27 protein-coding genes are annotated in these 26,408 nt (G+C 72.2%); 14 read left to right on the top strand and 13 right to left on the bottom strand.

The window, feature by feature from the left end:
- Positions 1 to 10 precede the first annotated feature (10 nt).
- Together EV386_RS03745 and EV386_RS03740 are read left to right on the top strand one after the other, a co-directional pair.
- Positions 11 to 1,783 (top strand): DEDD exonuclease domain-containing protein, encoded by a 1,773-nt coding sequence (locus tag EV386_RS03745; protein ID WP_130412461.1) that lies wholly within the window; start codon positions 11 to 13, stop codon positions 1,781 to 1,783.
- Complete coding sequence (locus EV386_RS03740; protein ID WP_130412459.1) at positions 1,777 to 2,058, top strand: Lrp/AsnC family transcriptional regulator; 282 nt, start codon at positions 1,777 to 1,779, stop codon at positions 2,056 to 2,058. Before EV386_RS03745 ends, EV386_RS03740 begins: the two co-directional genes overlap by 7 nt.
- A 126-nt stretch (positions 2,059 to 2,184) precedes the next feature.
- Here the strand turns inward: EV386_RS03740 and trpD are convergent, their stop codons facing one another.
- The gene (trpD, locus tag EV386_RS03735) at positions 2,185 to 3,267 is read right to left on the bottom strand and encodes an anthranilate phosphoribosyltransferase (protein WP_242607816.1); all 1,083 of its coding nucleotides are present in this window, start codon (positions 3,265 to 3,267) and stop codon (positions 2,185 to 2,187) included.
- A gap of 112 nt (positions 3,268 to 3,379) precedes the next feature.
- Positions 3,380 to 3,790, bottom strand: a complete 411-nt coding sequence (locus tag EV386_RS03730) for a response regulator transcription factor (RefSeq protein WP_130412457.1) — start codon at positions 3,788 to 3,790, stop codon at positions 3,380 to 3,382.
- A gap of 257 nt (positions 3,791 to 4,047) precedes the next feature.
- Here EV386_RS03730 and ctaE point away from each other — a divergent pair, with 257 nt between their 5' ends.
- The 5 genes from ctaE (at position 4,048) to EV386_RS03705 (ending at position 9,085) form a co-directional block, all read left to right on the top strand.
- The gene (gene ctaE / locus EV386_RS03725; RefSeq protein WP_165399829.1) at positions 4,048 to 4,695 is read left to right on the top strand and encodes an aa3-type cytochrome oxidase subunit III; all 648 of its coding nucleotides are present in this window, start codon (positions 4,048 to 4,050) and stop codon (positions 4,693 to 4,695) included.
- A gap of 88 nt (positions 4,696 to 4,783) precedes the next feature.
- Positions 4,784 to 5,563, top strand: a complete 780-nt coding sequence (gene qcrC, locus EV386_RS03720) for a cytochrome bc1 complex diheme cytochrome c subunit (protein ID WP_130412455.1) — start codon at positions 4,784 to 4,786, stop codon at positions 5,561 to 5,563.
- The gene (gene qcrA, locus EV386_RS03715; RefSeq protein WP_130412453.1) at positions 5,560 to 6,612 is read left to right on the top strand and encodes a cytochrome bc1 complex Rieske iron-sulfur subunit; all 1,053 of its coding nucleotides are present in this window, start codon (positions 5,560 to 5,562) and stop codon (positions 6,610 to 6,612) included. Before qcrC ends, qcrA begins: the two co-directional genes overlap by 4 nt.
- Positions 6,609 to 8,333 (top strand): cytochrome bc1 complex cytochrome b subunit, encoded by a 1,725-nt coding sequence (qcrB, locus tag EV386_RS03710; RefSeq protein WP_207216460.1) that lies wholly within the window; start codon positions 6,609 to 6,611, stop codon positions 8,331 to 8,333. Before qcrA ends, qcrB begins: the two co-directional genes overlap by 4 nt.
- A gap of 122 nt (positions 8,334 to 8,455) precedes the next feature.
- Entirely contained in the window at positions 8,456 to 9,085 is a 630-nt protein-coding gene (locus tag EV386_RS03705) for a superoxide dismutase (protein WP_130412451.1), read from the top strand.
- Between the two features lie 333 nt (positions 9,086 to 9,418).
- Here the strand turns inward: EV386_RS03705 and EV386_RS03700 are convergent, their stop codons facing one another.
- The 5 genes from EV386_RS03700 to EV386_RS03680 form a co-directional block, all read right to left on the bottom strand.
- Entirely contained in the window at positions 9,419 to 9,820 is a 402-nt protein-coding gene (locus tag EV386_RS03700; protein WP_130412449.1) for a cytochrome c oxidase subunit 4, read from the bottom strand.
- Complete coding sequence (gene ctaD, locus EV386_RS03695; RefSeq protein WP_130412447.1) at positions 9,817 to 11,538, bottom strand: aa3-type cytochrome oxidase subunit I; 1,722 nt, start codon at positions 11,536 to 11,538, stop codon at positions 9,817 to 9,819. Before ctaD ends, EV386_RS03700 begins: the two co-directional genes overlap by 4 nt.
- Complete coding sequence (gene ctaC / locus EV386_RS03690) at positions 11,538 to 12,452, bottom strand: aa3-type cytochrome oxidase subunit II (RefSeq protein WP_130412445.1); 915 nt, start codon at positions 12,450 to 12,452, stop codon at positions 11,538 to 11,540. The genes ctaD and ctaC overlap by 1 nt, the downstream gene beginning before the upstream one ends.
- Positions 12,453 to 12,858: 406 nt before the next feature.
- Positions 12,859 to 13,209 carry an iron-sulfur cluster insertion protein ErpA gene (gene erpA / locus EV386_RS03685; protein WP_130412443.1) on the bottom strand — a complete coding sequence of 117 codons (351 nt, stop codon included), beginning with the start codon at positions 13,207 to 13,209 and terminating at the stop codon, positions 12,859 to 12,861.
- Between the two features lie 40 nt (positions 13,210 to 13,249).
- On the bottom strand, positions 13,250 to 13,750 hold the full coding sequence (locus tag EV386_RS03680) for a hypothetical protein (protein WP_130412441.1): 501 nt from the start codon (positions 13,748 to 13,750) through the stop codon (positions 13,250 to 13,252).
- A 29-nt stretch (positions 13,751 to 13,779) separates the two neighbouring features.
- On the opposite strand from EV386_RS03680, the gene EV386_RS03675 reads away from it, so the two are divergent.
- Together EV386_RS03675 and EV386_RS03670 are read left to right on the top strand one after the other, a co-directional pair.
- Complete coding sequence (locus EV386_RS03675; RefSeq protein ID WP_130412439.1) at positions 13,780 to 14,382, top strand: DJ-1/PfpI family protein; 603 nt, start codon at positions 13,780 to 13,782, stop codon at positions 14,380 to 14,382.
- 100 nt (positions 14,383 to 14,482) lie between these two features.
- The gene (locus tag EV386_RS03670; protein WP_130416746.1) at positions 14,483 to 15,034 is read left to right on the top strand and encodes an acyl-CoA thioesterase; all 552 of its coding nucleotides are present in this window, start codon (positions 14,483 to 14,485) and stop codon (positions 15,032 to 15,034) included.
- Here the strand turns inward: EV386_RS03670 and EV386_RS03665 are convergent.
- Entirely contained in the window at positions 15,022 to 16,422 is a 1,401-nt protein-coding gene (locus tag EV386_RS03665) for a dipeptidase (protein WP_130412437.1), read from the bottom strand. The two genes, EV386_RS03670 and EV386_RS03665, sit on opposite strands and share 13 nt — an antisense overlap.
- A 61-nt stretch (positions 16,423 to 16,483) precedes the next feature.
- On the opposite strand from EV386_RS03665, the gene EV386_RS03660 reads away from it, so the two are divergent.
- Complete coding sequence (locus tag EV386_RS03660) at positions 16,484 to 17,083, top strand: DUF3043 domain-containing protein (protein WP_130412435.1); 600 nt, start codon at positions 16,484 to 16,486, stop codon at positions 17,081 to 17,083.
- A gap of 85 nt (positions 17,084 to 17,168) precedes the next feature.
- Entirely contained in the window at positions 17,169 to 18,182 is a 1,014-nt protein-coding gene (locus EV386_RS03655; RefSeq protein WP_130412433.1) for an aldo/keto reductase family protein, read from the top strand.
- Between the two features lie 326 nt (positions 18,183 to 18,508).
- On the opposite strand, the gene yczE is transcribed toward EV386_RS03655, so the two are convergent.
- Positions 18,509 to 19,180: a membrane protein YczE gene (yczE, locus tag EV386_RS03650; RefSeq protein ID WP_423218954.1), complete on the bottom strand. Its 672-nt coding sequence runs from the start codon at positions 19,178 to 19,180 to the stop codon at positions 18,509 to 18,511.
- A gap of 53 nt (positions 19,181 to 19,233) precedes the next feature.
- Here yczE and yczR point away from each other — a divergent pair, with 53 nt between their 5' ends.
- Positions 19,234 to 20,691, top strand: coding sequence for a MocR-like transcription factor YczR (gene yczR, locus EV386_RS03645; protein WP_242607815.1), 1,458 nt, complete (start codon positions 19,234 to 19,236; stop codon positions 20,689 to 20,691).
- Positions 20,692 to 20,695: 4 nt separating this feature from the next.
- On the opposite strand, the gene EV386_RS03640 is transcribed toward yczR, so the two are convergent.
- Genes EV386_RS03640 through EV386_RS03625 form a run of 4 tightly spaced genes read right to left on the bottom strand, consistent with a single transcriptional unit; the run spans position 20,696 to position 22,835 of the window.
- Positions 20,696 to 20,914 (bottom strand): hypothetical protein, encoded by a 219-nt coding sequence (locus EV386_RS03640; protein ID WP_130412429.1) that lies wholly within the window; start codon positions 20,912 to 20,914, stop codon positions 20,696 to 20,698.
- Positions 20,911 to 21,933 carry a quinone-dependent dihydroorotate dehydrogenase gene (locus tag EV386_RS03635; protein ID WP_242608051.1) on the bottom strand — a complete coding sequence of 341 codons (1,023 nt, stop codon included), beginning with the start codon at positions 21,931 to 21,933 and terminating at the stop codon, positions 20,911 to 20,913. The genes EV386_RS03640 and EV386_RS03635 overlap by 4 nt, the downstream gene beginning before the upstream one ends.
- 48 nt (positions 21,934 to 21,981) lie before the next feature.
- Complete coding sequence (locus EV386_RS03630) at positions 21,982 to 22,479, bottom strand: hypothetical protein (protein ID WP_341272801.1); 498 nt, start codon at positions 22,477 to 22,479, stop codon at positions 21,982 to 21,984.
- A complete protein-coding gene (locus EV386_RS03625) occupies positions 22,476 to 22,835 on the bottom strand; it encodes a hypothetical protein (RefSeq protein WP_130412425.1) in 360 nt (119 codons plus the stop codon). Before EV386_RS03625 ends, EV386_RS03630 begins: the two co-directional genes overlap by 4 nt.
- 74 nt (positions 22,836 to 22,909) lie before the next feature.
- On the opposite strand from EV386_RS03625, the gene EV386_RS03620 reads away from it, so the two are divergent.
- Both EV386_RS03620 and sucB read left to right on the top strand, forming a co-directional pair.
- Entirely contained in the window at positions 22,910 to 24,409 is a 1,500-nt protein-coding gene (locus EV386_RS03620; RefSeq protein WP_130412423.1) for a leucyl aminopeptidase, read from the top strand.
- A 175-nt stretch (positions 24,410 to 24,584) separates the two neighbouring features.
- On the top strand, positions 24,585 to 26,354 hold the full coding sequence (gene sucB, locus EV386_RS03615; protein ID WP_130412421.1) for a 2-oxoglutarate dehydrogenase, E2 component, dihydrolipoamide succinyltransferase: 1,770 nt from the start codon (positions 24,585 to 24,587) through the stop codon (positions 26,352 to 26,354).
- Positions 26,355 to 26,408 lie beyond the last annotated feature (54 nt).

Raw genomic sequence — 26,408 nt, 5'->3', positions numbered from 1 at the left:
CGTTCGCGCCATGAGGCACCAGGACACGGCGGCGGGCGTGGGCCACCAGCCCACGTTCGAGGAGCTGGGCACGCCGCTGCGGGACGTCACGTTCGTCGTCGTCGACCTCGAGACCACCGGCACCCGCGCGGCGGACAGCCAGATCACGGAGATCGGGGCCGTCAAGGTCCGCGGTGGGCAGGTGCTCGGCGAGTTCCAGTCGCTCGTGAACCCCGGGCGCGAGGTCCCGGCGTTCGTCGCGCGCCTGACGGGCATCACGACGGCGCTGGTCGCCACGGCGCCCGCGATCGACCTGGTGCTGCCGTCGTTCTTGGAGTGGGCCCACGACTGCGTGCTCGTCGCGCACAACGCGCCGTTCGACGTCGGGTTCCTCAAGGCCGCCGCCTCCGGGCTGGGCTACGCGTGGCCGGGCTTCCCCGTGGTCGACACGGTGCCGCTCGCGCGCCGCGTGGTCACCCGCGACGAGGCGCCCAACCACAAGCTCTCGACGCTCGCGCGCCTCTTCCGCGCGCAGGTCACCCCCGAGCACCGGGCGCTCGCCGACGCGCGCGCCACGGTCGACGTGCTGCACGGCCTGCTCGACCGCCTCGGGGCGATGGGCGTGACCCATCTGGAGGACCTGGCCACGGCCGCCGACCCGGTGCCGCCCGACGTGCGCCGCAAGCGCCACCTGGCCGACTCGCTGCCCGAGGCGCCCGGGGTCTACCTGTTCAAGGGCCCCGGCGACGAGGTGCTGTACGTCGGCACGTCGACCAACATCCGCAGACGCGTGCGCAGCTACTTCACCGCGGCGGAGCGGCGGCGGCGCATCACCGAGATGGTCCGCATCGCCCAGCACGTCACCCCGGTGGTGTGCGCGACGCCGCTCGAGGCGGCCGTCCGCGAGCTGCGGCTGATCACCGAGCACGAGCCCCGCTACAACCGCCGCTCCAAGCACCCCGAGCGGCACACCTGGGTGCGGCTGACCGACGAGCCCTACCCGCGCCTGTCGCTCGTGCGCGATGTGCGCCCCGGCGCCGCGCACATCGGCCCCTTCGGCTCGCGACGCGTCGCGCAGGCCGCCGTCGACGCACTGCACGACGCGCTGCCGCTGCGCCAGTGCTCGCTGCGCCTGGCCGCCGTCTCACGTGCCGCCGGCAGCCCGTGCGCCCTGGCGGGCATGGGCCGGTGCTCGGCGCCGTGCACAGCCGTCGAGTCGCCCGACGCCGCCTACGCCACGGTCGCGCGCGTGGCCGCCGACGTGCTCACCGGCGACCCCTCGCCCGTCGTCCAGGCGCTCGCGGACCGCATCGGACGGCTCGCGGCGCAGGAGCGCTTCGAGGAGGCGGGGCAGGTCACCGAGCGCCTGCGCGCTTACGTCCAGGGCGCGGGGCGCGCCCAGCGGCTGGCGCCGCTCGCCGCGTGCGCCGAACTGGTGGCGGCCCGCCCGGCCCCCGCGGGCCCCGGACAGCTCCCCGGCGCCGACGGCGGGTGGGAGCTCGTCGTCGTGCGCCACGCGCGGCTCGCGGCGACCGCCGTGACCCTGCCGGGGCAGGACCCGCTGCCCGTGGTCGACGCGCTGCGCGCCACGGCCGAGACGGTCGACGCGCCGGTGCCGCCGGCGCCCGCGTGCCATCCCGAGGAGGCGGCGCTCGTCCTGAGCTGGCTGGAGTCCCCGGGTGTGCGGCTCGTGCACACGAGCGCCCCGTGGTCGCTGCCCGTGCGCTCGGCGCTGTCCCACGCCGATCTGGCCGACGTCTCGGGCGAGGTCAGGCAGCGGATCACTACCATGGCCCCATGCTGACCGCGATCGTGCTCATCGACACCGAACCCAACAAGATCCCCGAGGTCGCCGACCGCGTGGCCAACCTCAAAGGGGTCAGCGAGGTCTACTCGGTGACGGGCAAGGCTGACCTCGTCGCGATGGTGCGCGTGCGCGCCCACGAGGACCTGGCCGACGCGATCGCCGACGGCGTCAACAAGGTGCCCGGCGTGCTGCGCACCGAGACGCTCATCGCATTCCGCGCCTACTCAAGCGTCGACCTCGACCAGGCGTTCGCCCTCGGCCTCGACGAGTGACCCACCCCGGTGGTTGAGCGCGTCGAAACCACCCACCACCCCGGTGGTTGAGCCTGTCGAAACCCCCCCGTTCGAGGCGCCCTGGTTTCGACAGGCTCAACCAGCGGGCGGCTCAACCAGCGGACGTCAGGCCGACGCCGCGCGCCACCGCTCAAGCGCGTCCAGCGCGGCGCCGTCGTCGACGCTCGTCGCGGCGATGCGCATCCCCGCCGCGAGGCGCTCGACCAGCGTGCCCTGCGCGGTGCCCGGCGCCGTCGCGTCGGCGACGAGTGCCGCGGCGGCGTTGAGCAGGACGGTCTCGCGGACAGGGCCGCGGTCGGAGCCGTCGAGCACCCGCTGCGCGACCCGCGCATTGTGCGCTGCGTCCGCGCCGCGCAGGTCGGCCACCGTGATGCGGGTCAGCCCCAGCTCGGCCGCCGCGTCGATGTGGCTCGGCGTCACGACGCCGTCGCGCACCTCCCACACCGCGGTGCCGCCGGTCGCCGCGAACTCGTCGAGCCCGTCGTCGCCGCGGAACACCAGGGCGGACGTGCCGCGCTCGGCGAAGACGCCGGCCATGAGCGGCGCCATGCGGGCGTCCGCGCAGCCGACCGCCGTCGCGCTCGTCAGCGCGGGGTTGGTGAGCGGGCCGAGGAAGTTGAACGCCGTCGGCACGGCGAGCTCCTTGCGCGCCACGCCGGCGTGGCGCATCGACGGGTGGAACACCGTCGCGAAGCAGAACGTGATGCCCGCCTGCGCGGCGATCTGGGCGACGCGCGCCGGCTCGTGGTCGAGCCGGATGCCCAGGGCCTCGAGCACGTCGGCCGCGCCCGAGGCGCTCGTCGCGGCCCGGTTGCCGTGCTTGACCACGCGCAGTCCGGCGCCCGCGACCACGATCGCCGCCATGGTCGAGATGTTGACGGTGTGCGCGCGGTCCCCACCGGTGCCGACCAGGTCGACGGTGGGGCCCGGCACCTCGATGCGCGTCGCGTGCGCGAGCATCGACGTCGCCAGGCCCCCGAGCTCGGCGACCGTCTCGCCCTTGGCGCGCAGGCCCATGAGGAACCCCGCGAGCCGAGCGGGCGAGACCTCGCCCGACATGACCTCGTCCATCGCCCAGGCGGCCTGCGCGGCCGTGAGGTCGCCGCCGACGACGAGCCGGTTCATGACGACGGGCCACGCCAGCGTCGGGTCGGTCGCGGGGGCGGTGTCGACGACGGGCTGGCTCACGGCTGGTCCTTCTCTCGGTGCGGGCACGACCGGCCCCCGCGTCCGCGCAGGGCGCTGGGGCCACAGCGAACGCTACCGGGTCGCCAGGGCGCCGGGCCGCGCGGTCCGCGCCTCAGACGCGGGCGCCCGCCAACAGGCCGGCGATCGTGGCCTGCACGGCGATCGCGTCGAGCGGGCGTGACACGACGGCGTCGGCCAGCGACCAGGACGCGAGCCAGGCGTCCTCGGCCCGACCGGTCAGCACGAGCACGGGCGGGCACTCGTAGACCTCGCTCTTGAGCTGGCGCGCCAGGCCCATGCCGCCCGCCTTGTCGGCCTCGCCGTCGAGCACGACCAGGTCCCATCGCTCACGGTCGGCGGCGTCGACGACGGCGGACGGCGTCGCGACCTCGGCCCACTCGATCTCGGGGGCGTGCGCACGCAGTCGCGGCCCGACAGCGAGGCGCACCTGGTCGCGCACGGTCCGGTCGTCGCTGTAGAGCAGGATGCGCGGACCGCTCGTCCTTGGGCTGGTCTCGGTCATGCCGTCGTGCCTTCCGTCGCGGCCCCGGGTGCGACAGAACGCGCCTCGGGGCGAGGGTGAACCACGTTTTGATGGCATCGTGGCACACGAGCGTCACGTCGAGAACCATCAAAACGTGGTCTCTTCATGGCACTCTCCCATCGAACGTCAGCAAGCGCGAGCACTTTGGCGCGAATCCGCGAGAATCCGCGGACTTCCGGACCCGAAGTGCCGTGAGGCATGGGCAGAACCGTGCCCAAGTCGGCAATAATGACTCCGTGTCCACGATCGATACGGCTGCTGCCCCCACCGCCCATCAGCATGTGAGCGTCAACCGGCCGAACCCGGTCTCGGTCGGGACGATCGTCTGGCTCGCCAGCGAGCTCATGTTCTTCGCGGGCCTCTTCGCGATGTACTTCACGGTCCGCTCCGTGATGGACCCGGCCGAGTGGGCCGCCGAGACCGAGCGGCTCAATGTGCCGTTCGCACTCCTCAACACCACGGTGCTGGTGCTGTCCTCCGTCACCTGCCAGATGGGTGTGCTCGCCGCCGAGCGCTTCAAGCCCGTCCGCACGGGCAAGCTCTGGCAGGCCGGCCAGTGGGGCATGAACGAGTGGATGACACTCACCTATCTCATGGGCGCCTTCTTCATCGGCGGTCAGATCTTCGAGTACAGCTCGCTCATCCACGAGGGCCTGACCATCTCGTCGAGCTCCTACGGCTCCGTCTTCTACCTGACGACGGGCTTCCACGGCCTGCACGTCGTCGGCGGCCTCATCGCCTTCCTCTTCCTGCTCGGCCGCTCCTTCGCCGCCAAGCGCTTCGGGCACCACGAGGCCACGACGGCCATCGTGACGTCCTACTACTGGCACTTCGTCGACGTCGTCTGGATCGCTCTCTTCGCCGTCATCTACCTGCTCCAGTGACGAGGCAGGCGCCCACGTCGCGGGGGCGCAGCGGCTCCCGCGCCCTCCACCCACTCACTCCTCACAGCCACGAGACGAGGTCACTTTCGTGAAGGCACTCGCCGCCCGCAGGCACCACCGGGCAGCCCCGGTCGTGCTCCTGCTGCTGGCGCTGCTGGTCACGGGCGGCGTGTACGCCGCCCTCGCCCCGAGTCCGGCGAACGCCGCGACCGCCAGCACCGCGGACATCGAGACCGGCAAGCAGCTGTTCCAGGCGAACTGCGCGACCTGCCACGGCCCCAACGCCGAGGGCACGGCCGACGCGCCCTCGCTGGTCGGCGTCGGCGCCGCCGCCGTCGACTTCCAGGTCTCGACCGGCCGTATGCCGATGCAGATGAGCGGCCCGCAGGCCCAGGCCAAGCCCCGGCAGATGGACGAGGACCAGACCGCCGCGCTCGCCGCGTACGTGGCCTCGTTGGGCGCCGGCCCGGCGATCCCGACGGACGCCCAGGTGGACGCGTCGAAGGGCGACGCCGCCAACGGCATGGCGCTGTTCCGCACCAACTGCGCGATGTGCCACAACGCCGTCGGCGCCGGCGGCGCCCTGTCGCAGGGCAAGTTCGCGCCGTCGCTGCTGCAGACCTCGGAGCGCAACCTCTACCAGGCGATGCTCACGGGCCCCCAGTCGATGCCGGTGTTCAACGACGCGACCATCACGCCCGAGGGCAAGCGCGACATCATCGCGTTCATCGACGAGCAGCACGCCGGATCGGCTGGCGGCTTCGCGCTCGGCAGCCTCGGACCGGTGTCCGAGGGTCTGTGGGCGTGGGTCGTCGGCCTGGGCATCATGATCGCCGGCGCGATCTGGATCGGAGCGAAGTCCTCGTGAGCGAGAGCAACACCCCCCACAACCCCTCGAACGAGGTCGAGCGCGCGCACGACGCGGGCGCCCTCGCGCAGGCCGACCGGTTCGCCGACCCCGGCGTCCCCGCGCACCAGCCGCGCCTGACGGACACCGACCCGCGGGCCGCCAAGCGCGCCGAGCGGACCGTCGTCATCCTGTTCACGCTGTCGGCGCTCGGCACGATCGGATCGCTCGTCGCCTACTTCGCGGTCCGGCCCGACGGCACCACGCAGGGTGTGCGGCTCTCGACGCTCATGCTCGGCGTGACGCTGGCGGTTTCGCTGCTCGGCATCGGGTTCGCGGCCATCCACTGGGCCAAGTCGCTCATGTCGAACCGCGAGTACATCGACGAGCGGCACACCACCGCGACGTCGCCCGAGGCGCGCGAGGTCGCCGTCATCGCTCTGCAGCAGGGCGTCGAGGACTCCGGCATCGCGCGGCGCGGTGTGCTCAAGGGCGCCATGGTCGGCGCACTCGCGCTCTTCCCGCTCACCATCGCGGTGCCGCTCATCAGCTCGGTCGGCGACGACTGGAACGTCAGCAAGTTCCGCCACACGCTGTGGCAGAAGGGCCGCCGGCTCGCCTACGACCCCGATGGCCGCCTCGTCAAGGCCACGGACCTCACGGTCGGCTCGGTCGCGCACGTCCAGCCCGACGCCACCGAGGAGGAGCGCCGCACCGGGGAGTGGATCACGGAGAAGGCCAAGTCCGTGGTCCTGCTGGTGCGCCTCAACCCCGAGGACATCAAGTCCGAGCACCGCCCGGGCGCGTCCTACGAGGGCATCGTCGCCTACTCCAAGATCTGCACCCACGTCGGCTGCCCGGTCGCGCTGTACGAGCAGCAGACCCACCACCTGTTGTGCCCCTGCCACCAGTCGACGTTCGACATCGCGGACGGCGCGAAGGTGGTGTTCGGCCCGGCCAAGCGACCGCTGCCCCAATTGCCGATCACCGTCGACGATGAGGGGTACCTTGTCGCTGAGGATGACTTCTCCGAGCCCATCGGCCCGAGCTTCTGGGAGCGCCTGAAGTGAGCACCGCATCCACGTCCCAGACCGCCGCGACCCCACGCCGGGCGGCCGAGCCGACCACGCCCGCAGGCAAGGCGGCCGACTACCTCGACCAGCGCACGTCGATCGGCGTCGCGGTCAAGGAGTTCGCGCGCAAGATCTTCCCCGACCACTGGTCGTTCATGCTCGGCGAGATCGCGCTGTTCTCGTTCGTCGTGCTGCTGATCACGGGCGTGTTCCTGACGCTCTTCTTCCAGCCGTCGATGGCGCTCGTCACCTGGCAAGGCGACCTGCCGCAACTGCACGGCCAACTCATGTCGGCGGCGTTCGCCTCGACCCTCGACCTCTCGTTCGAGGTGCGCGGCGGCCTGCTCATGCGCCAGATCCACCACTGGTCGGCGCTGATCTTCATGGCCTCGATCGTCACGCACATGATGCGCGTGTTCTTCACGGGCGCGTTCCGCAAGCCGCGCGAGCTCAACTGGCTCGTCGGCGCGACGCTCATGATCCTCGGTCTGGCCGCGGGCTTCTCGGGCTATTCGTTGCCCGACGACGTGCTGTCGGGCAACGGCCTGCGCATCACCGACGGCGTGGTCAAGTCGATCCCGATCATCGGCTCGTACATGTCGTACTTCATCTTCGGCGGCGAGTTCCCCGGCGAGCACATCATCGCCCGGCTCTTCACGGTGCACATCCTGCTGGTGCCCGCGCTCATCCTCGCCCTCGTGGGCCTGCACCTGTTCCTCATGGTGCTCCACAAGCACACGCAGTACCCGGGCGGAGGGCGCACCGACAAGAACGTCGTCGGCTTCCCCGCGTTCCCGGTCTACGTGGCGAAGATGGGCGGCAACTTCTTCTTCGTCTTCGGCGTCCTGGCCCTCATGGGCGGCACGATGGCGATCAACAACGTGTGGAACTACGGCCCGTTCGACCCGTCGCCGGTCTCGGCCGGAGCCCAGCCCGACTGGTACATGCTGTTCCTCGAGGGATCGCTGCGCCTCATGCCGGGCCAGGCGGAGATCGTCACGTGGGGCGGCTTCACTCTGTCGCTCAACGTGCTCATCCCCGCCGTCGTGGTTCCGGGCATCCTGTTCACGTTCCTGCTGGCCTACCCCTTCCTGGAGGCCAAGGTCACCGGCGACCACCGCGAGCACCACGTGCTCGACCGCCCGCGCAACGTCCCGGTTCGCACCGGCCTGGGTGTCGCGTTCCTGACGGCGTTCATCATCCTGGCGTTGGCCGGCTCGAACGACCTCATCGCGACGCACTTCCACCTGTCGATCAACGAGATCACCTGGGTGTTCCGGGTTCTGCTCTTCGTCGGCCCGTGGTTCGCGTTCTGGGTGACCAAGCGCCTGTGCCTCGGCCTGCAGCGCAAGGACCGCGAGTTGGTGCTGCACGGCCACGAGTCGGGTCGGATCGTGCGCTTCGCCAGCGGCGAGTACATCGAGGTCCACACCCCGCTCGACGAGCACGAGCGCTGGCTGCGCGTCAACTACGAGGCACGCCGGCCGCTCGAACTCGCCCCCGCCAGCGACGCCCGTGGCGTCAAGCGCCAGGGGTACGCCGCCGAGAAGCGCTGGCACCGCCTCTCGAGGTTCTTCTTCGAGGACCGCGTCGAGCCCGTCACGCCCGCCGAGCTGGCCGCCGCTCACTCGCACGGTGAGCACGACGCGGTCGAGGCCGCGCGCGGTGACCACGCCGCGCTGCCCGCCGGCGCCACCCGCACCGAGCAGGAGCGCTGAGCGCTGACCTGATCGACTGCGACGGCCCGTGCGCGCCCATCCGCCATGATGGGCGGGCACGGGTCGTCGTCTTTCCCCTCGACCGCCACCCCGACGGCCGAGACAGCAACAGGAGGATGTTGATGGCTGTCTACACGCTCCCTGACCTGAGCTATGACTACGCTGCGCTGGAGCCCCACATCTCGGGGCGGATCATGGAGCTGCACCACTCGAAGCACCACGCCGCCTACGTCGCCGGAGCCAACACCGCGCTCGAGAAGCTGGCCGAGGCCCGCGACGGCGGCGATCTGGCCGCGGTGAACCTGCACGAGAAGAACCTCGCGTTCAACCTCGGCGGCCACGTCAACCACTCGGCGTTCTGGACGAACCTGTCGCCCGAGGGCGGCGGCGAGCCCACCGGCGAGATCGGCGCGGCGATCGACGAGCACTTCGGCTCGTTCGAGAAGTTCAAGGCCCACTTCGCGGCGGTCGCCGCGGGCGTGCAGGGCTCCGGCTGGGCGATCCTCGCCTGGGACTCGATCGGCGAGAAGCTCGTCATCGTGCAGCTCTACGACCAGCAGGGCAACATCGCGCTCGGCCTGGTGCCGATCGTGCTGCTCGACTGCTGGGAGCACGCGTACTACCTCGACTACCAGAATGTCCGTGCGGACTACGTCAATGCCTGGTGGAACGTCGTCAACTGGGCCGACGCCGACGCGCGCCTGGCCCGCGCCAAGGCGCAGACGGCTGGGCTGATCGTCCCGTCTCTCTGACGGCTCACTCCCGAGAGCGCCCCCTCCCGCCCGCCGGCGGGAGGGGGCGCTTTCGTCTACCGACACCCTCGGCCACCACCTCCGCCTCGAACCGAGCCGGGCGGCGTCGTGATCCCCGAGCAGCCCTCACCTTCGGCCGCAGCCGAGATCCGCGACCCCCCGGCTGATAGGACCTGGCCCGCGCCGATCCTCGCACCGTCCCCGTCATCGTGGCATGGCAAGGGGCCCGCTCCTCTACGGAACGGGCCCCTCACGTCGGCTCTCGTGGGAGCCGAACCGCTGCGCGGGCCTGTCGTGGGCCGCCGCGCGCAGCGGGGTTTTCGGATCAGGCGCTCAGTGCGCGTGCTGGCCGCGGCTGAACTCGAACACCCAGCCCACCAGTCCGATGACGCCGAGCACGAAGCCGAGGTAGAGCACCCACCAGCCGACGGCGAGCCCCAGGAAGGCGACGGCCGCCGCGGCGGCGATGACCAGCGGCCACCAGCTCCAGGGGGCGAAGACACCCTGGTCGCCCGCGCCGTCGGCGATCTCGCCGTGCTCGTCGTCCTCGGGCCGCGCGTCGATGCGACGCGCGGTCAGCGCGAGATAGGCGCCGACCATGGCCATGAGGCCGCCGAGCAGCGGCAGGGCGAGGAACCCGACGGGCTCCTGCCAGTCCACGACGAACCCGTAGACGACGCCGATGGCGACGAAGAACGGCGCGAGGTAGAGGAACAGCCTGGTCTCGATCTTCACTTGGCGCCTCCCTCGATCGTGCTCGTCGCGCTGGCGTATTGCGGGTACAGCTCGGGTTGCTCCATCGCGGCGACCTCGGGGTGGTGCAGGTCGAACGCGGGGGACTCGCTGCGGATGCGCGGCAACGAGGTGAAGTTGTGCCGCGGCGGCGGGCACGACGTCGCCCACTCAAGCGAACGCCCATAGCCCCACGGGTCGTCGACCGTCACGCGCGGCGCGTGGCGCCACGTGGTGTACACGTTCCAGAAGAACGGCAGGAGCGAGGCGGCGAGGATGAACGAGCCGACCGTCGAGACCTGGTTCATCCAGGTGAAGCCCTCCTCCGGCATGTAGTCCGCGTAGCGGCGCGGCATGCCGATGACGCCCAGCCAGTGCTGGATGAGGAAGGTCGTGTGGAAGCCGATGAACAGCAGCCAGAAGTGCAGTTTGCCGAGGCGCTCGTTGAGCATGCGGCCCGTGAACTTCGGCCACCAGAAGTAGAAGCCGGCGAACATCGCGAAGACCACGGTGCCGAACACCACGTAGTGGAAGTGCGCCACGACGAAGTAGGTGTCGGAGATCTGGAAGTCCAGGGCGGGGCTTGACAGGATGACGCCCGTCAGACCGCCGAACAGGAACGTCACGAGGAACCCGATGGACCAGAGCATCGGCGTCTCGAACGTGAGTTTCCCGCGCCACATCGTGCCGATCCAGTTGAAGAACTTCACGCCCGTCGGCACCGCGATGAGCATCGTCATGAACGCGAAGAACGGCAGCGTGATCGCGCCGGTCACGTACATGTGGTGGGCCCAGACGGTCACCGACAGGGCGGCGATCGAGATCGTCGCGTAGATCAGGCCCTTGTAGCCGAAGATCGGCTTGCGGGAGAAGACCGGCAGGATCTCCGAGACGATGCCGAAGAACGGCAGCGCGATGATGTACACCTCGGGGTGGCCGAAGAACCAGAACAGGTGCTGCCACAGGATGGCGCCGCCGTTGTCCGGGTTGAACACCTGTGCGCCGAGGCGGCGGTCGGCGCCGAGCGCGAACAGCGCCGAAGCCAGCGGCGGGAAGGCCATCAGCACCAGGATGCTCGTGATGAGCGTGTTCCAGGTGAAGATCGGCATGCGGAACATCGTCATGCCGGGCGCGCGCATCGTGATGATCGTGGTGATGAAGTTGACCGCGCCGAGGATGGTGCCAAAACCGCTGAGCGCGAGGCCGAAGACCCACAGGTCCCCGCCCAGGCCCGGACTGAACGTCGTGTTCGACAGCGGCGCGTAGGCGAACCACCCAAAGGACGCGGCGCCCTGCGGGGTGAAGAACCCCGCCGCGGCGATGATGCCGCCGAAGAGGAAGAGCCAGAACGCGAACATGTTGAGCCGCGGGAAGGCGACATCGGGGGCGCCGATCTGCAGCGGCATGATGATGTTGGCGAAGCCCGCGAACAGCGGTGTCGCGAACAGCAGCAGCATGATGGTGCCGTGCATCGTGAAGAGCTGGTTGTACTGCTCCTTGCTCTGCACGATCTGGAGCCCCGGCTCGAACAGCTCCGCGCGGATGAACAGCGCGAGGACACCGCCGATGCAGAACCAGATCACCGAGGTGATCAGGTACATGTATCCGATCGTCTTGTGGTCGGTTGAGGTGATCCACTTGACCACGGTGCGGCCGAGGTTCTGACGCGCGGGCGCCAGCCCGGGGATCAGCTCGCCGCCTGCGATTGCTGGCGTCGCCATCAGTGCTCGGCCTCCTGGCTCTCGGCGGAGGCCGGGGCCTCCTGGTGGCGGTTGAGGTCGAGTCCGAGCTCGCCGACGTTCCCCTGGGCGCGCAGGTCGTCCATGTGAGCGTCGTACTCAGAGCGCGAGACGACCTTGACGTTGAAGAGCATCCCCGAGTGGTACTCACCGCACAGCTCGGCGCACTTGCCGGCGTAGGCGCCCTCGCGCTCAGGTGTCACTTCGAAGACGTTGGTGCGCCCCGGGATCATGTCCTTCTTGTAGAGGAAGGCCGGGACCCAGAACGAGTGGATGACGTCGCGCGAGTCGAGCGTGAACTCGACCTTCTCCCCCACTGGCAGGTACAGAGTGGGCAGCGCGGTCGAGGTGCCGGGCGCCCCGTCGATCTCGTCCTCGGCGGTCTGGCTGCCCGGGTCGGCCAGGTGCTGGCCCGTGTCGTAGACGTCGTCGTCGAGGTAGTTGAAGTCCCAGCTCCACTGCTTGCCGATGACCTGGATGTGCACGTCGGCGTCGCCGTCGACCTGGTTGACGTCGCTCATCACACGGTCGGTGTGGTAGAAGAGCACGAGGACCATCGCCAGCGGAACGATCACGTACATCAGCTCAAGCGGCACGTGGTAGCGCGTCTGCACCGGCAACTGGTTGTCGTCACGGCGCTTGCGGTAGGCGGCGACGCACCACAACATCAGGCCCCAGGTGATGACGCCGACGGCGAGCGCGGCGACCCAGGAGCCGACCCACAGGTGCCGCAGCCCCTCGGTGTGATTGGTCACCTCCCCATCGGTGTATCCCGGAAGGTAGCCGCGCTTGACGGCGTCGCTCGCGCATCCGGAGGCCAGCACCGCGACCGCGGCGGCGATCGCCGTCACGCGCAGGATGGTCCGCGGGGTGCGGGTAGGTGGCTTCGACTGCAAGGGAGGCCTTTCACATCGCGACCCGCATCCCAGTCCGAGCGGTCAGCGTCAGCTGATGACACTTTGCGCGACAGACCGGTGGCGGGTCCTTCTCGTCCTCGATAGCCGAAGCCTAGCGCGCCGACCGTCCGAACAGCACCGCACAGGGTCGGCTCGGAGGTGACGACCGGAGGTGTTCGCGCCAGCATCGGCGCTGGTCACGACACTCGCGGACGGAATGTCAGATTCTTGGCGGCGGTACGGCGGGGCGAGCGTCGACGCTTGCGCGGGTGCTGACGCTCACCGCGCGGGCGTCCGCACCTGTGTGAGCAACTCCACGCCGCATCCCGCTCCCTCAGACGACGACGGCCCGGCAGCCTGGGGCGTGTCCCCAGGCGGCCGGGCCGGCGCTGTCGTCAGAGCCCTGTCAGGCGAACGAGCCTCCGCAGGCGCACGAGCTGCCCGCGTTCGGGTTGTCGATCGTGAAGCCCTGCTTCTCGATCGTGTCGGCGAAGTCGACGGTCGCGCCCTCGAGGTAGGGCACGCTCATCTTGTCGACAACGACCTCGACGCCGTCGAAGTCGCGCGTCGCGTCGCCGTCGAGCAGGCGCTCGTCGAAGTAGAGCTGGTAGATCAGGCCCGAGCAGCCGCCGGGCTGCACGGCGACGCGCAGACGCAGGTCATCGCGGCCCTCCTGCTCCAGGAGGCTACGGATCTTGGCGGCTGCGACGTCGGTCAGGACCACGCCGTGCGTGGCGGTCTCGAGGGTGTCGGTCATGCTTCCTCCAACAACAGGGTGAGTCTCGCTCTTCCCGATACTACGCATCGCGACGTTCCGTGGGGACCGTCTGCGACCAACGCGGCGCCCAGGTGCGCGCGACGCGCCGGACCGCCTCATCGCGCGCGGCGCCCGCCGGGCCCACCTCGTGCACACCGCTGACACCGCCCGCGGACCACTCGCGCCGGCTCACCTCGCTGCGCTCGGCCATCACCACGACCGGCGTCGCGCGCTCGGCCGCGACGCGCGTGACCAGCGGCAACGCGCCCTCGTGCAGGCCCGCGCCGTCGAGCGCCGCCAGGTGGACGACGACGACGTCGGCGAGTCCGGTGAGCTCGCGCAGCCGCACCTCGGCGGGGTCGGTCGCGTGCGCCGTCGTCAGGCCGAGCGCGGCGAGGGGGACGAAGACGCCCGGTGTCGTCGGCGCGGCGGGACCGGGCGGCAGCACCGCCGGGTCGACGGATCCCGCCGCGGCCGTACGCCACACCGAGGCGAGGGCCTCGGCCTCAGCGGCCGTGGAGGCGAGCATCAGCGCGTGCACGGTGCTGATCGTGGCACGACGATGGGGCCATGACGACCAACGCGGGGCCGCATATCGGCATCCTCGTGTTCGACGGGGCCGAGGAGCTGGATGTCGCGGGTCCGTTCGTCGTGCTCTCGGCGTGGGTCGCCCGCTCGGCGCTGCAGCCCACCGTCACGACGTTCTCGCGCGACGGCGGTGGCGTGCGCCTCGCACACGGGCTGCGGGTCGTTCCAGCGGCCGGCGCCGACGACGTCGGACCGCTCCACCTGCTGGTGCACCCCGGCGGGATCGGCGCAGGCGCGCTGCGCGCAGACCGGAGCCACCTCGAGTGGCTGCGCTCGGCGCGCACGACGACGCCCCTCGTCGCGAGCGTGTGCACCGGGGCGCTCGTGCTCGCCGCCGCCGGGCTTCTGGCGGGCCGGCCCGTGACCACGCACCGCGACCACTACGACGAGCTCGCCGAGATCGACCCGTCGGTCGTCATCGACACCGAGGCCCGGTACGTCGACGACGGCGACGTCGTCACCTCGGCCGGCGGCGTCGCGGGCTTCGACATGGCCCTGCACCTGGTCGCGCGGCTCGAGTCGCGGGCGGTGGCGCAGGCCGTGCGCGATGACCTGCGGCATGAGCCGGGCGCCGACCTGCTGTGAGGTGTGACGCACGCGCGTGACCCATCAGTGTGATCTACGGGTGTGACGTAGATATCTGATACCGCCCGTCACGGGCAGTAGTCTGCGGCTCGTGACCCGGATGCTGCAGCTCGCCTGGAAAACGCTCCGCCCGCGCAAGCCCGTGCCCGGTCGGGGCCTGCTCGACCCGTCGGTCACCGACATGCGCGTGCATCCCGGCGACCTCGACATCCTGCTGCACGTCAACAACGGCGTGTACCTGCAGATGGCCGACATCGCGCGCTGGAACTACCTCGCCGACCTCGGCGGGTTCGCCCGGCTCGGCGAGCGGCGCTGGTACCCCGTCGTCGCGGCGTCAACCGTCAAGTACAAGCGGTCGCTGCAACTGTGGGACAGGTTCCGCATCACCACGCGCGTGCTCGGGTGGGACGAGCGCGTGGTCTACATGGAGCAGGTCTTCACGCGCGGCGACGTCGTGTACGCCTCGGCGTGGCTCGCCGGGCGCTTCCTCTCGCGCGACGGGTCGCGCATCCCCATGCCCGACGTCATCGCGCTGCTCGGCGACGACGCCCCCGCCTCGCCCACCCTGCCGCCCGAGGTGGCCGCGTGGGCCCGCTCGGTCGACGTGGCCCACCGCGAGGGGGCGGTGGGCCACGAGGCTCACACGGCCTGAGCGACCTGGGTGAGCAGCAGGGCCTCGGCGACGATGACCTTGCGCAGCTCGCCCAGGTGGACCGACTCGTTGGCGCCGTGCGCGCGCGAGTCGGGGTCCTCGACGCCCGTGACGAGGATCGCGGCCTCGGGGAACACCTCGAGCAGGTCGGCGATGAACGGGATCGAGCCGCCGATGCCGGTGTCGACCGGCTCGACGCCCCACGCCGCCGCGAACGCGGCCCGCGCGGCCCGCATCGCCGCGGTGTCGCCCGCGGCGAGGAACGGCTTGCCGGTCTCCTTGGTGGTCCAGGTGACCTTCGCCCCGAACGGAGCGTGCGAGGTCAGGTGCTCCTCCAGCGCGACGGCCGCCGCCTGCGGGTCCTGCCCCGGTGCGAGCCGCAGCGAGAGCTTGGCCCGGGCGCGCGGCGTGAGCGTGTTGGACGCCTGCGCCACCGGCGTCGCGTCGATCCCGATGACCGACAGCGCGGGCTTGGTCCAGATCCGACCGGCGAGCGGGCCAGTGCCCGCGAGCGTGACGCCGTCGAGCACCGAGGACTCCTCGCGGAACGCCGCCTCGTCGTACTCCACGACGGGCTCGGGCCCCTGGACGAGCCCGGCGACCGCGACGTCGCCGGCGTCGTCGTGCAGCGTCGCGATCAGGCGCGACAGCAGCGTGAGCGCGTCGAGCACCGGGCCGCCGAACATGCCCGAGTGCACCGCGTGGCCCAGCACCTCGACCTCGACGAAGCCGTCGACGAGGCCGCGCAGCGACGTCGTCAGCGCGGGCACGCCGACCTTCCAGTTGGCCGAGTCGGCCACCACGATGACATCGGCCGCGAGCGAGTCGCGGTGCTCCTCGAGGAACGCGCGGAACGACGGCGAGCCGTCCTCCTCCTCGCCCTCGACGAACACCGTGACGCCCACCTCGGGCAGCAGGTTGGCCGCCGTCAGCGCGCGCAGCGCGCCGAGGTGGGCGGCGACACCGGCCTTGTCGTCGGCCGCGCCGCGGCCGTACAGCCGCTCGCCGACCTGGACGGGCTCGAACGGATCGGTCTGCCAGCCCTCCCCCACCGGCTGCACGTCGTGGTGCGCGTAGAGCATGACCGTCGGCGCGCCGTCGGGCGCCGGGCGGCGGGCGACGACGGCGGGCGCGCCCAGCGTGCCGTCGGGCCGCGGCGCCCGCAGGATCCGCACCTCGGGCAAGCCTGCGTCGCGCAGCAGCCGCGCGACGGCGTCGGCCGAGGCGGCGACGTGCGCTTGGTCGTAGGCGGCCATGGCGACGCTCGGGATGCGCACGAGCGAGGCGAGGTCCTCCTGGAGGGCCGGGAAGAGGTCGTCGACGGCGGCGCGCAGCGCCTCGACGTCGGCGGGGCGGGGCTCGGGGACGTCGGGAGTCGAAGCGGTCACCCGCCCACGCTACCCGGGCCCGGCGGCGCCGGCCGCCCGCCTGTCCCCGTAGACTCCTGCCGTGTTCTCCCGCAACAAGCGATCCCCCGACGCCACCGACGCCGCCGCACAGGCCGCCGAGATCGAGCGCGCCGGCGCCGTCGGCAAGGGCCACCCCACGCCCAAGCGTTCGGTGGCCGAGGCCGCCAACAAGCGCCCCCTCGTGCCGAGCGACCGCAAGAGCGCCGCCCGCGAGGCGAAGGTGAAGCAGCGCGAGACCCGCGCGCGGGCGTACGAGGGCATGCAGCGCGGCGAGGAGCGGTACCTACCGGCCCGCGACAAGGGCGCGCAGCGCCGCTATGTGCGTGACCACGTCGACGCGCGCTGGAACGTCGGCGAGTACTTCCTGCCCGTCGCGTTCGTGTTCATCATCCTGAACTTCGCCATCGCGCGGTTCGGCCCGACCTTGGCGTTCGTCATTCTCGTGGCGCTCTATGTGGTCGTGCTCGTGGCGATCGCCGACGCGGTCATCATGTGGTACCGCCTCAAGGGCAAGCTCAAGGCGAAGTTCGGCGAGGTCGAGCGCGGCACCGCCTGGTATGCGGGGATGCGCGCGTTCCAGATCCGCCGCTCGCGCATGCCGCGGCCGAACTTCAAGCAGCACGGCGTCTGGCCCCAGTGACCGCCCCCGGCGAGTGGTGACACCTGGCGCCCGACACGGCGAGGGTGACTGTCGAATCGTTTTGAGGCCGCGTTAGGGTGACCCCATGGTCAACTACCGGTACCTCGGCAACAGCGGTCTGAAGATCTCGGAGATCACCTACGGCAACTGGCTGACGCACGGCTCGCAGGTCGAGAACGACGTCGCCACCGCGTGCGTGCGCGCCGCCCTCGACGCGGGCATCACGTCGTTCGACACCGCCGACGTCTACGCCAACACCAAGGCCGAGCAGGTGCTCGGCGACGCGCTCAAGGGCCAGCGCCGCGAGTCGTTGGAGATCTTCACGAAGGTCTACTGGACCACCGGCCCCGGCGGCCCCAACGACTCAGGGCTGTCGCGCAAGCACATCATGGAGTCGATCAACGGATCGCTGCGGCGCCTGGGCACCGACTACGTCGACCTCTACCAGGCCCACCGCTACGACACCGAGACGCCGCTCGAGGAGACGATGCAGGCGTTCGCCGACGTCGTGCGCCAGGGCAAGGCGCTGTACATCGGCGTCTCGGAGTGGACCGCCGACCAGCTGCGCGCAGGGCACGCGCTGGCCAAGGAGCTCGGCCTCCAGCTCATCTCCTCCCAGCCGCAGTACTCGATGCTGTGGCGCGTCATCGAGGACAAGGTCGTGCCGGCCTCGCGCGAGCTGGGCGTCTCGCAGATCGTCTGGTCGCCCGTGGCGCAGGGCGTGCTGACCGGCAAGTACGTGCCGGGCCAGCCGCTGCCCGCCGGCTCGCGCGCCACCGACGCCAAGGGCGGCGCGAACATGATCGGCCGCTTCATGAACGACGACGTGCTCACGCGCGTGCAGGGACTGCGACCCATCGCCGACGAGCTCGGCCTGACCATGGCCCAGCTCGCGGTCGCGTGGGTGCTGCAGAACGACAACGTGGCGGCCGCGCTCGTCGGCGCCTCGCGACCCGAGCAGGTCGCCGAGAACGTCAAGGCGTCGGGCGTGACGATCCCGGCCGACCTGCTGGCGCGCATCGACGACGTGCTCGGCGACGTCGTCGAGCGCGACCCGGCCATGACGGCCGAGAACGCCCCCCGCCACCGCCCCAGCTGACCCACCACGCCCCGGCACCCGACCGGCGGCCGGACGCCCGACGCCCGCCCGGTGCCCGGCAACAGGGCGCCCAACGCCCGCCCTCGCCTCCCGCCCACCCGCCCGCCCGCCCACGCGAGTTCGAGCATTCGCGGAGTGTTCGAGCAAACGGCGGGTTCTTCGAGCCCACGAGCGCTCGAAGAACCCCCCAATCGCTCGAACACCCGAATTGCGAGCCCCGTGCGCGGGCGCCGGGGCGGTGCGGGCGTGGCGGGGCAGCCCGTCGGAGCGGGCGCGTGGCGGGGCAGCGCGGGTGGGCGTCGGGGTGGGGGTGTCGAGGGTGCGCGTCAGGGGTGTGCGGTCATCGACGGGGCCAGGCGGCGGGCCGCGAGCTGGACGACGGGGCCGACACCCAGCGCATAGGCGACCGTCGCCCAGCCGAACGTGCCGCCCAGCGCCCACCCGAGCAGCACGACGGTGACCTCAATCGCCGTCTTGACGACCCGCACCGAGAGGCGCGTGCGGGCCACGAGCCCGGTCATGAGCCCGTCGCGTGGGCCGGGTCCGAACCGTGAGCCGATGTAGGCCGCGGTCGCGACGCCGTTGAGCGCGATGCCCGCGAGCGCCAGTGCCACCTGAGCGACGAGCGCTGGATGCGGCGCCACCCGCTCCAGGAGGGCGAGGAACGGGTCCACCGAAGCGCCGATGACGACGACGTTCGCGACCGTTCCCACTCCGGGGCGCTGGCGCAGCGGGATCCACGCGAGCAGCACGAGAACGCTCGCGACGACGACGACGGGCCCATACGCCAGCCCCGTGCGCCGCACGATCCCCTGGTGGAGCACGTCCCAGGGCATGCCGCCCTGCCCGGCGTGCAGCATGAGGGCCATCGACAGCGCGTAGGCGAGCAGGCCGAGGATGAGTGGGACGCCGCGACGTGCGCCCTGAGTGCGCGGGGCTCGGCGGGGCTGAGTCGTCGTGGGCTCGGCCGGGTGATCGGTGCTTGTCACGGCGCCCATTCTGCGCGTCCTTTGGACTGGATTTCCATAGCCAATTGCGCCAGAGTGGATCGGTGACGCCCCCACCCGCGCAGCGCGATCTGTCCCCCGCGGCGGCCGTGCGGCTGCTCGGCGCCTGGCGCGCGGGCGGCCCCGCTTACGCGGCGCTCGCCGACGCGCTGCGCCAGTCGGTGCTCGCCGGGTCGCTCGCTCCCCACACCCGCCTGCCGAGCGAGCGCGAGTTCGCCGCGGCATTGGGCGTCTCGCGCGCGACGACGACGGCGGCCTACCGCCGCCTGCGTGAGGCCGGCTTCGCGGTCTCGCGCACCGGGTCGGGCACGGTCGCGGTGCTCCCCCGCCCGGCCACGCCCGCCGCGAGCGAGCCCGGCGGTGACGCCCCCGCACCCGGCGCCGAGACGCTGCCGGACGACGGCGTCGACCTCTCGCAGGCGACGCCCCCCGCGCCGCCCGAACTGCACGGCGCCTTCGCCCGCGCGCTTGAGGCGCTGCCCGCCTACCTCGGGCGCGGGGGCTACGAGCCGTTCGGTGTGCCCGCCCTGCGGGCCGCGATCGCTGATCGCTACACCGAGCGCGGCGCCGCGACCTCGCCCGAGCAGATCCTCGTCACGACGGGCGCCCAGCACGCGATCGCCCTGCTCGCGGGAAGCCTCCTGCGCCCGCGCGAGGCCGTCGTCGTGCAGGACCCGACCTACGTGCACGCGATCGAGGCGCTGCGCCGCGGCGGTGCGCGTCTTGTCGGCGTGCCGTGTCCCGCGGACGCAGCGCTCGACGTCGAGTTGTTCGCCTCCACGCTGCGCCGGTCACGCCCCCGCCTGGCCTACCTCATCCCCGATTTCCACAACCCGACGGGCCTGACGCTCACAGCCGCGGAGCGCCAGGCCGTGCGCGCGGCTGCCGAGCGGTACGGCGTCACGGTGTTGGGCGACGAGACGCTCAGCGAGCTCGCGCTCGACGCTCCCGACGGCGCCCCGGCGAGCGACGCCGACGTGCCGCCGTCACTCGCGGGCGACGGCACGAGCCCGTATGTGGTCACCGTGGGGTCGGCGTCCAAGGCGTTCTGGGGCGGGCTGCGGATCGGCTGGGTGCGCGCACACCCCGACGTCGTCGCGCGGCTGGCGCGTGAGCGCGGATCGCTCGACATCGCCTCACCGCTGCTCGACCAGCTCGCGGTCGTCGAGCTGCTGGCACAGCGCGCCGAGGTGCTCTCGGGTCGCCGCGCGAGCCTGCGCGCGCAGCGCGACGTCCTGGTCGACGGGCTGCGCGCCGCGCTGCCCTGGGACGTGCCGCGCCCAGCCGGAGGGTTGAGCGTGTGGCCCTCGTTGCGCGCGCCGCTGGGTCAGGCGTTCGCCGCGGCGGCCGCCGCCGAGGGGGTCCTGGTCAACGCGGGGCCCACCTTCTCCGCCCTCGCCAGCGGCGCCGACCGCGTCCGGCTCACATTCACCCGCCCGACGGCGGACCTGGAGCGCGCGCTGCCGCGGCTCGTGCGCGCCTGGGAGCGCGTGTCTGGGTGACCTGTCAGGGTGCGCGCAGCGGCAGCGGCGCGGTCGCCGGGGCGCCGTCGTGCAACAGCCGCGCCTCGACGGCGCCCCCGGCGGCCAGTGAGCGCCACCGCTCTCCGAGCCACTCCTCTGCGTCGTACTGCGTGGTGAAGACCGGGCTCAGCGCAGGGTCGAGCAGTGCGCCCGCCTCGTCGACCAGCGCCCACTCCCAGCGCGGGCGGATGGCGCCGGTCACCGTCCTCGCCTCGCGTCGGCGACGAGCGTGCGGTTGAGCCGCGCGGCCCAGAACGGGCCCTCGTAGATGAACCCGGTGTAGCCCTGGATCAGGTTGGCGCCGGCGCGCAGGTAGGCGCGCGCATCGTCGGGCGTCGTGATGCCTCCCGAGCCGATGATCGCCGGGCCCTCGCCCAGTCGGGCGCGCAGCCGCGAGACGACCTCCAGCCCACGGGCCAGCAGCGGCGGGCCGGACAGACCCCCGGGGCCCAGGTTGTGCCCGATGGTCGTGTTGACCGCCGCGACCCCGTCGAGGCCGAGGTCGAGCACGAGGTCGGCGACGGCGTCGACGTCCTCGTCGGCGAGGTCCGGAGCGATCTTCACCAGCAGCGGGACGCGGGGCAGGCCCGCGGCGCTCGTCGCGGCGTCGGCCGCAGCGCGCGCCGCGGTCAGGATGGGGCGCAGCTCGGCCGTGGTCTGCAGGTCGCGCAGCCCGGGCGTGTTGGGCGAGGAGACGTTGACGACGAGGTAGTCGGCGTAGGGGGCGAGCACGCGCGCGCACAGAGCGTAGTCCTCGGCCGCGTCCTTGGCCGGGGTCGTCTTGTTCTTGCCGATGTTGACGCCGATGCGCAGCTGACGGCCCGCAGACGTCGAGCGCAGGCGTCGCAGGGACGCCGCGGCGGCGTGCGCGCCCGCGTTGTTGAAGCCCATGCGGTTGCGCAGCGCGCGCAGGTCGAGCTCGCGGAACATGCGGGGCGGCTCGTTGCCCGGCTGCGGGCGCGGGGTGATGGTGCCGACCTCGACGTACGCGAAGCCGAGCATCGTCAGGCCGCGCACGGCGCGCGCATCCTTGTCGAAGCCGCCCGCCAGGCCGAACGGGGCCGCGTAGGTGCGCCCGAGCGTCTCGACGCTGCCGGGGCCGCCCAGACCGCGGCCGAGGTAGGGCGCGAGCGCACCTTGGACGACGTCGCGCAGCACGGGCACGCGGCCCGCCAGGCCGATCCACCGGAAGGCGAGGCCGTGCGCCGCCTCCGGGTCCATGCGCTTGAAGACGACGTCGAAGAACAGGTGGTAGGGCTTGCGCAACGCTCAGGCCTCACTCTCGGGGGTTGTGCGGGAGGGGGTCGTGCGGGAGGCGGTCGCCTCGGGCGCGATCGTCGTGCCCGCCGCAGCCGCCGCGGGGCGCGTGCGCCACAGCCACCACAGGCCGACGAACGGCAGGATCAGGGGGAAGAAGCCGTAGTCCATGCCGAACAGGCGCCAGACCGTGCCGTCGTGCTGGAGCTCGTCGCTGAACAATGACGCGACGCCGACAGACAGCACACCGACCGCCTCGACGGTGACCGTCGCCCAGGCGAGCGCGCGCCAACGGCCGCGCCCCCGGGCGATGGCGATGGCCGCGACCACGTAGACGACCGCGGCGAGCGCCGAGAGCCAGTACGCCAGCGGGACGTGCGGCGCCGACGTCGCGATTTGGTACGACGACCGGCCGAGCGCGGCGAACGCGAGGACGCCGTAGATGGTCACCACCAGGCGGCCGAAGCCCGTCCCGGACGTGCGTTCGCCCACCGTCGTCGTGCCGCTCACGCCGCCTCCCAGATCTGCCACATGCGCAACGTCAGGAACCCGACGGTCAGCGCCGCCACGAGGAGCACCACCGACGACCACTTGGTCCGCTCGGCGAACGCCCACGCCGCCGCGATCGGCAGCAGCACCAGCGCGGTGGCGACGTATCCCCAGAACAGCGGCCCGTCGACGTCGTGCCCGCCCGCCGCCTGCTTGACCCCGGCCACGACCGCCTGGACGATCAGCACCGCCTCGACCGCCGCGGCGCCGAAGAGCTGCCGCAGGACGACGGCGCGATCGCGGACCACAAAGACGAGAGCCCACGCCGCGAGCGCCAGGCACAGCGCGACCAGGACGAGGAGGAGGGGCAGCACCACGGGGCCGAGACTACCGGGCGTCCGGGCCGCGCCCGTCTCAGCAGGCGTGCGCGGTGGGCGATAACATCGCGAGCGTGGCTGACCTCACCCTCTCCGGAAAGAACCCGACCGCACTGAAGGTCGACGCGCTCGTCGTCGGGACGTGCAAGACCTCCGACGGACCGGCGATCGTCGCCGACCAGCTCCCGGCGAGCCTGGTGCGCCAGATCGAGACGTTGGCGCCGCAGCTCGGCGTCACGGGCGCGCGCGACGAGGTGCGCAAACTGCCCGCGGGCGACGGCGTCAAGGCCTCGGTGCTGGTGCTCAGCGGGTTGGGCGAGCGTGAGGCCGACGGGACGTTCGCCGCCGAGACCCTGCGCCGCGCCGCGGGCGCCGCCGTGCGCGAGGTCGCGGGGACGACGTCGGTCGCGATCGCTCTGCCGACCGCGACCGAGGACGACCTGACCGCCGTCGTCGAGGGCGCCCTGCTGGGCGCCTACGCCCATACCGCCTACCGCACGGGCGACGCGGCGGCGAAGAAGGCGCCGGTGGCCTCGATCGAGGTGCTGACCCCGTTCGTGCGGTCGGCGCGCGCCAAGGCCGCCGTCGAGCGCGCCCACGTGGTGGCCGCCGCGGTCCACGGGGCGCGCGACCTGGTCAACACCCCGCCGAACCACCTGTTCCCGGCCGCGTTCGCCGAAGCCGCCAAGACCGCGGTCAAGGACCTCGGCGCCAAGGGCGTGAAGGTCACCGTGCTCGACGAGAGGCAGCTCGCCGCGGGCGGCTACGGCGGCATCGTGGGCGTGGGCCAGGGGTCGGCGCGCCCGCCGCGCCTGGTCAAGCTCGCCTACTCCCCCGCCAAGGCGTCCGCGCGCGTGGCCCTCGTGGGCAAGGGCATCACGTTCGACACGGGCGGCATCTCGCTCAAGCCGCCGGCCGGCATGCACGCCATGACGTCGGATATGTCGGGGGCGGCCGCGGTGCTGCACACCGTCGTCGCGGCGGCCCGGCTGGGCCTGCCGGTCGCCGTCACGGGGTACCTGTGCCTCGCCGAGAACATGCCGGGCGGCAACGCCCAGCGTCCCGGCGACGTCGTGACGATCCGCGGCGGCAAGACCGTCGAGATCACCAACACCGACGCGGAGGGCCGGCTCGTCATGGCCGACGGGCTCGTCTCGGCCGTCGAGGACGGCCACGACGTCGTCCTCGACATCGCCACGCTCACCGGCGCGCAGGTCGTCGCGCTCGGCAACCGCGTGTCGGGCGTGATGGGCGACGACGACGTGCGCGACGCCGTCAAGGCCGCGGCGGACGCCGCGGGCGAGTCGTTCTGGCCCATGCCCATGCCCGAGGAGCTCAAGGCGGGGCTCAAGTCGAACGTGGCCGACATGGTCAACTCGGCGTCCGACCGGGCGGGCGGCATGCTGTTCGCCGCGACGTTCCTCAAGGAGTTCGTCGGCCAGACGCCGTGGGGCCACCTCGACATCGCCGGTCCGGCGTTCAACGAGAAGACGGCGTTCGGGTACACCCCTGTGGGCGGCACCGGGGTCGGTGTGCGCACGCTGCTCGCCTACCTCGAAGACGGTGCGAGGTGAGTGCCCCGTCGCGTGGTCTGACCTCGGACCTGCGGCTTTACTGTACTGAGCGTCACAGGGTCGAGCGCCCTGAACGGCTGGGGAGCACCCAGCCGAAGTGACAAGATGACTCGCAGTGCCCTCGCGCACCCGGCGCGCGACGGCCCGACAACCGACGAAGGAGACCTCACAGGTCATGTCTGAGAACGTGCAGCTGCCCGCACTGGGCGAGTCCGTCACCGAAGGCACCGTCACCCGCTGGCTCAAGCAGGTCGGCGACACCGTCGCAGTCGACGAGCCGCTGCTCGAGGTCTCCACCGACAAGGTCGACACCGAGATCCCCTCGCCCGTCGCGGGTGTGCTCGAGCAGATCCTGGTCGAGGAGGACGAGACGGTCGAGGTCGGCGCGACGCTGGCCGTCATCGGCGACGGGTCGGGCGCAGGGTCCGCCCCCGCCGCCCCGGCCGCCGAGCCCGTCGCGGCTCCGGCCGAGCCCGTGGCTCCGGTCGCCGTAGCGCCCGAGGCTGCGGCCCCCGCCGCCCCCGCGCCCGCCGCTCCTGCGCCCGCCGCCCCTTCCGGCGAGGGCACCGAGGTCACGCTCCCCGCGCTGGGCGAGTCGGTCACCGAGGGCACGGTCACGCGCTGGCTCAAGGCTGTCGGCGAGAGCGTCGAGGTCGACGAGCCGCTGCTCGAGGTCTCCACCGACAAGGTCGACACCGAGATCCCCTCGCCTGTGGCGGGCACCGTGCAGCAGATCCTCGTCAACGAGGACGACACGGTCGCCGTCGGCGCAGTTCTGGCGATCGTCGGCTCAGGCGCCCCGGCGCCTGCGGCCCCCGCGCCCGTTCCGGCGGCTCCGGCCGCGCCCGCCCCGGCTCCCGTCGCTGCCGCAGCCGCGCCCGCCGCCCCGGCTCCCGCAGCGCCCGCTCCCGCAGCGCCCGCTCCCGCAGCGCCCGCTCCCGCAGCGCCCGCTCCCGCAGCGCCCGCTCCCGCAGCGCCCGCTCCCGCAGCGGACGGCAAGTCCTACCTGACCCCGCTGGTGCGCAAGCTCGCCGCGGACAAGGGCGTCGACGTGGCCACGATCGTGGGCACCGGCGTCGGCGGGCGCATCCGCAAGGAGGATGTGCTCGCGGCAGCCGAGAGGGCCGCGGCCGCCGCGGCGCCCGCCCCCGTCGCCGCCACCGCTCCGGCCGCCGCGCCCGCCGCCCCGGCGGCCAAGGCCCCGTCGATCCCGGCGCCGTCGCCGTTGCGCGGCACCACCGAGAAGATGACGCGCCTGCGCAAGATCGTGGCCGAGCGCATGGTCGAGGCCCTGCACACGCAGGCGCAGCTGACCACCGTGGTCGAGGTCGACGTCACCAAGGTCGCCAAGCTGCGCGCGCGGGCCAAGGAGTCCTTCAAGGCGCGCGAGGGCGCGAACCTGACGTTCCTGCCGTTCTACGCGCTGGCCGCCGTCGAGGCGCTCAAGGCGTTCCCGAAGATCAACGCCTCGATCGACCCCGAGAAGGGTGAGATCACCTACCACGCGTCGGAGAACGTCGGCATCGCCGTCGACACCGAGCGCGGTCTGGTGGTCCCGGTCATCAAGAACGCGGGCGACCTGAACCTGGCGGGCCTCGCCCGCCAGATCGGCGACCTCGGCGCCCGTACCCGCGCCAACAAGGTCGGCCCGGACGAGCTGTCGGGCGCGACCTTCACCATCACCAACACGGGCTCGGGGGGCGCGCTCATCGACACCCCGATCGTCCCGGGCGGCCAGGTCGCGATCCTGGGCACCGGCACGATCACCAAGAAGCCCGCGGTGATCACGGTCGACGGCGAGGAGACGATCGCGATCCGCCAGTTCGCCTACCTGTTCCTGTCCTACGACCACCGCCTGGTCGACGGCGCGGACGCGGCCCGCTTCCTCACTGCGGTCAAGGCCCGCATCGAGGAGGGCGCGTTCGAGGCCGAGGTCGGCATCTGACGCCCTTGTGACTCAACGGCGGGGTCGGGCCCTCACGGGTCTCCGACCCCGCCG

It is taken from the genome of Xylanimonas ulmi, from assembly GCF_004216535.1.
Taxonomy (GTDB): Bacteria; Actinomycetota; Actinomycetes; order Actinomycetales; family Cellulomonadaceae; genus Xylanimonas; species Xylanimonas ulmi.
This window is presented reverse-complemented; position numbering and strand designations above follow the sequence as displayed.

Coding starts and splice junctions, on each gene's coding strand:
- EV386_RS03745 (WP_130412461.1), top strand. CDS start 11: ATGAGGCACCAGGACACGGCGGCGGGCGTGGGCCACCAGCCCACGTTC.
- EV386_RS03740 (WP_130412459.1), top strand. CDS start 1,777: ATGCTGACCGCGATCGTGCTCATCGACACCGAACCCAACAAGATCCCC.
- EV386_RS03730 (WP_130412457.1), bottom strand. CDS start 3,790: ATGACCGAGACCAGCCCAAGGACGAGCGGTCCGCGCATCCTGCTCTAC.
- EV386_RS03705 (WP_130412451.1), top strand. CDS start 8,456: ATGGCTGTCTACACGCTCCCTGACCTGAGCTATGACTACGCTGCGCTG.
- ctaD (WP_130412447.1), bottom strand. CDS start 11,538: ATGGCGACGCCAGCAATCGCAGGCGGCGAGCTGATCCCCGGGCTGGCG.
- erpA (WP_130412443.1), bottom strand. CDS start 13,209: ATGACCGACACCCTCGAGACCGCCACGCACGGCGTGGTCCTGACCGAC.
- EV386_RS03675 (WP_130412439.1), top strand. CDS start 13,780: ATGACGACCAACGCGGGGCCGCATATCGGCATCCTCGTGTTCGACGGG.
- EV386_RS03670 (WP_130416746.1), top strand. CDS start 14,483: ATGCTGCAGCTCGCCTGGAAAACGCTCCGCCCGCGCAAGCCCGTGCCC.
- EV386_RS03655 (WP_130412433.1), top strand. CDS start 17,169: ATGGTCAACTACCGGTACCTCGGCAACAGCGGTCTGAAGATCTCGGAG.
- yczE (WP_423218954.1), bottom strand. CDS start 19,180: ATGGGCGCCGTGACAAGCACCGATCACCCGGCCGAGCCCACGACGACT.
- EV386_RS03635 (WP_242608051.1), bottom strand. CDS start 21,933: ATGGACCCGGAGGCGGCGCACGGCCTCGCCTTCCGGTGGATCGGCCTG.
- sucB (WP_130412421.1), top strand. CDS start 24,585: ATGTCTGAGAACGTGCAGCTGCCCGCACTGGGCGAGTCCGTCACCGAA.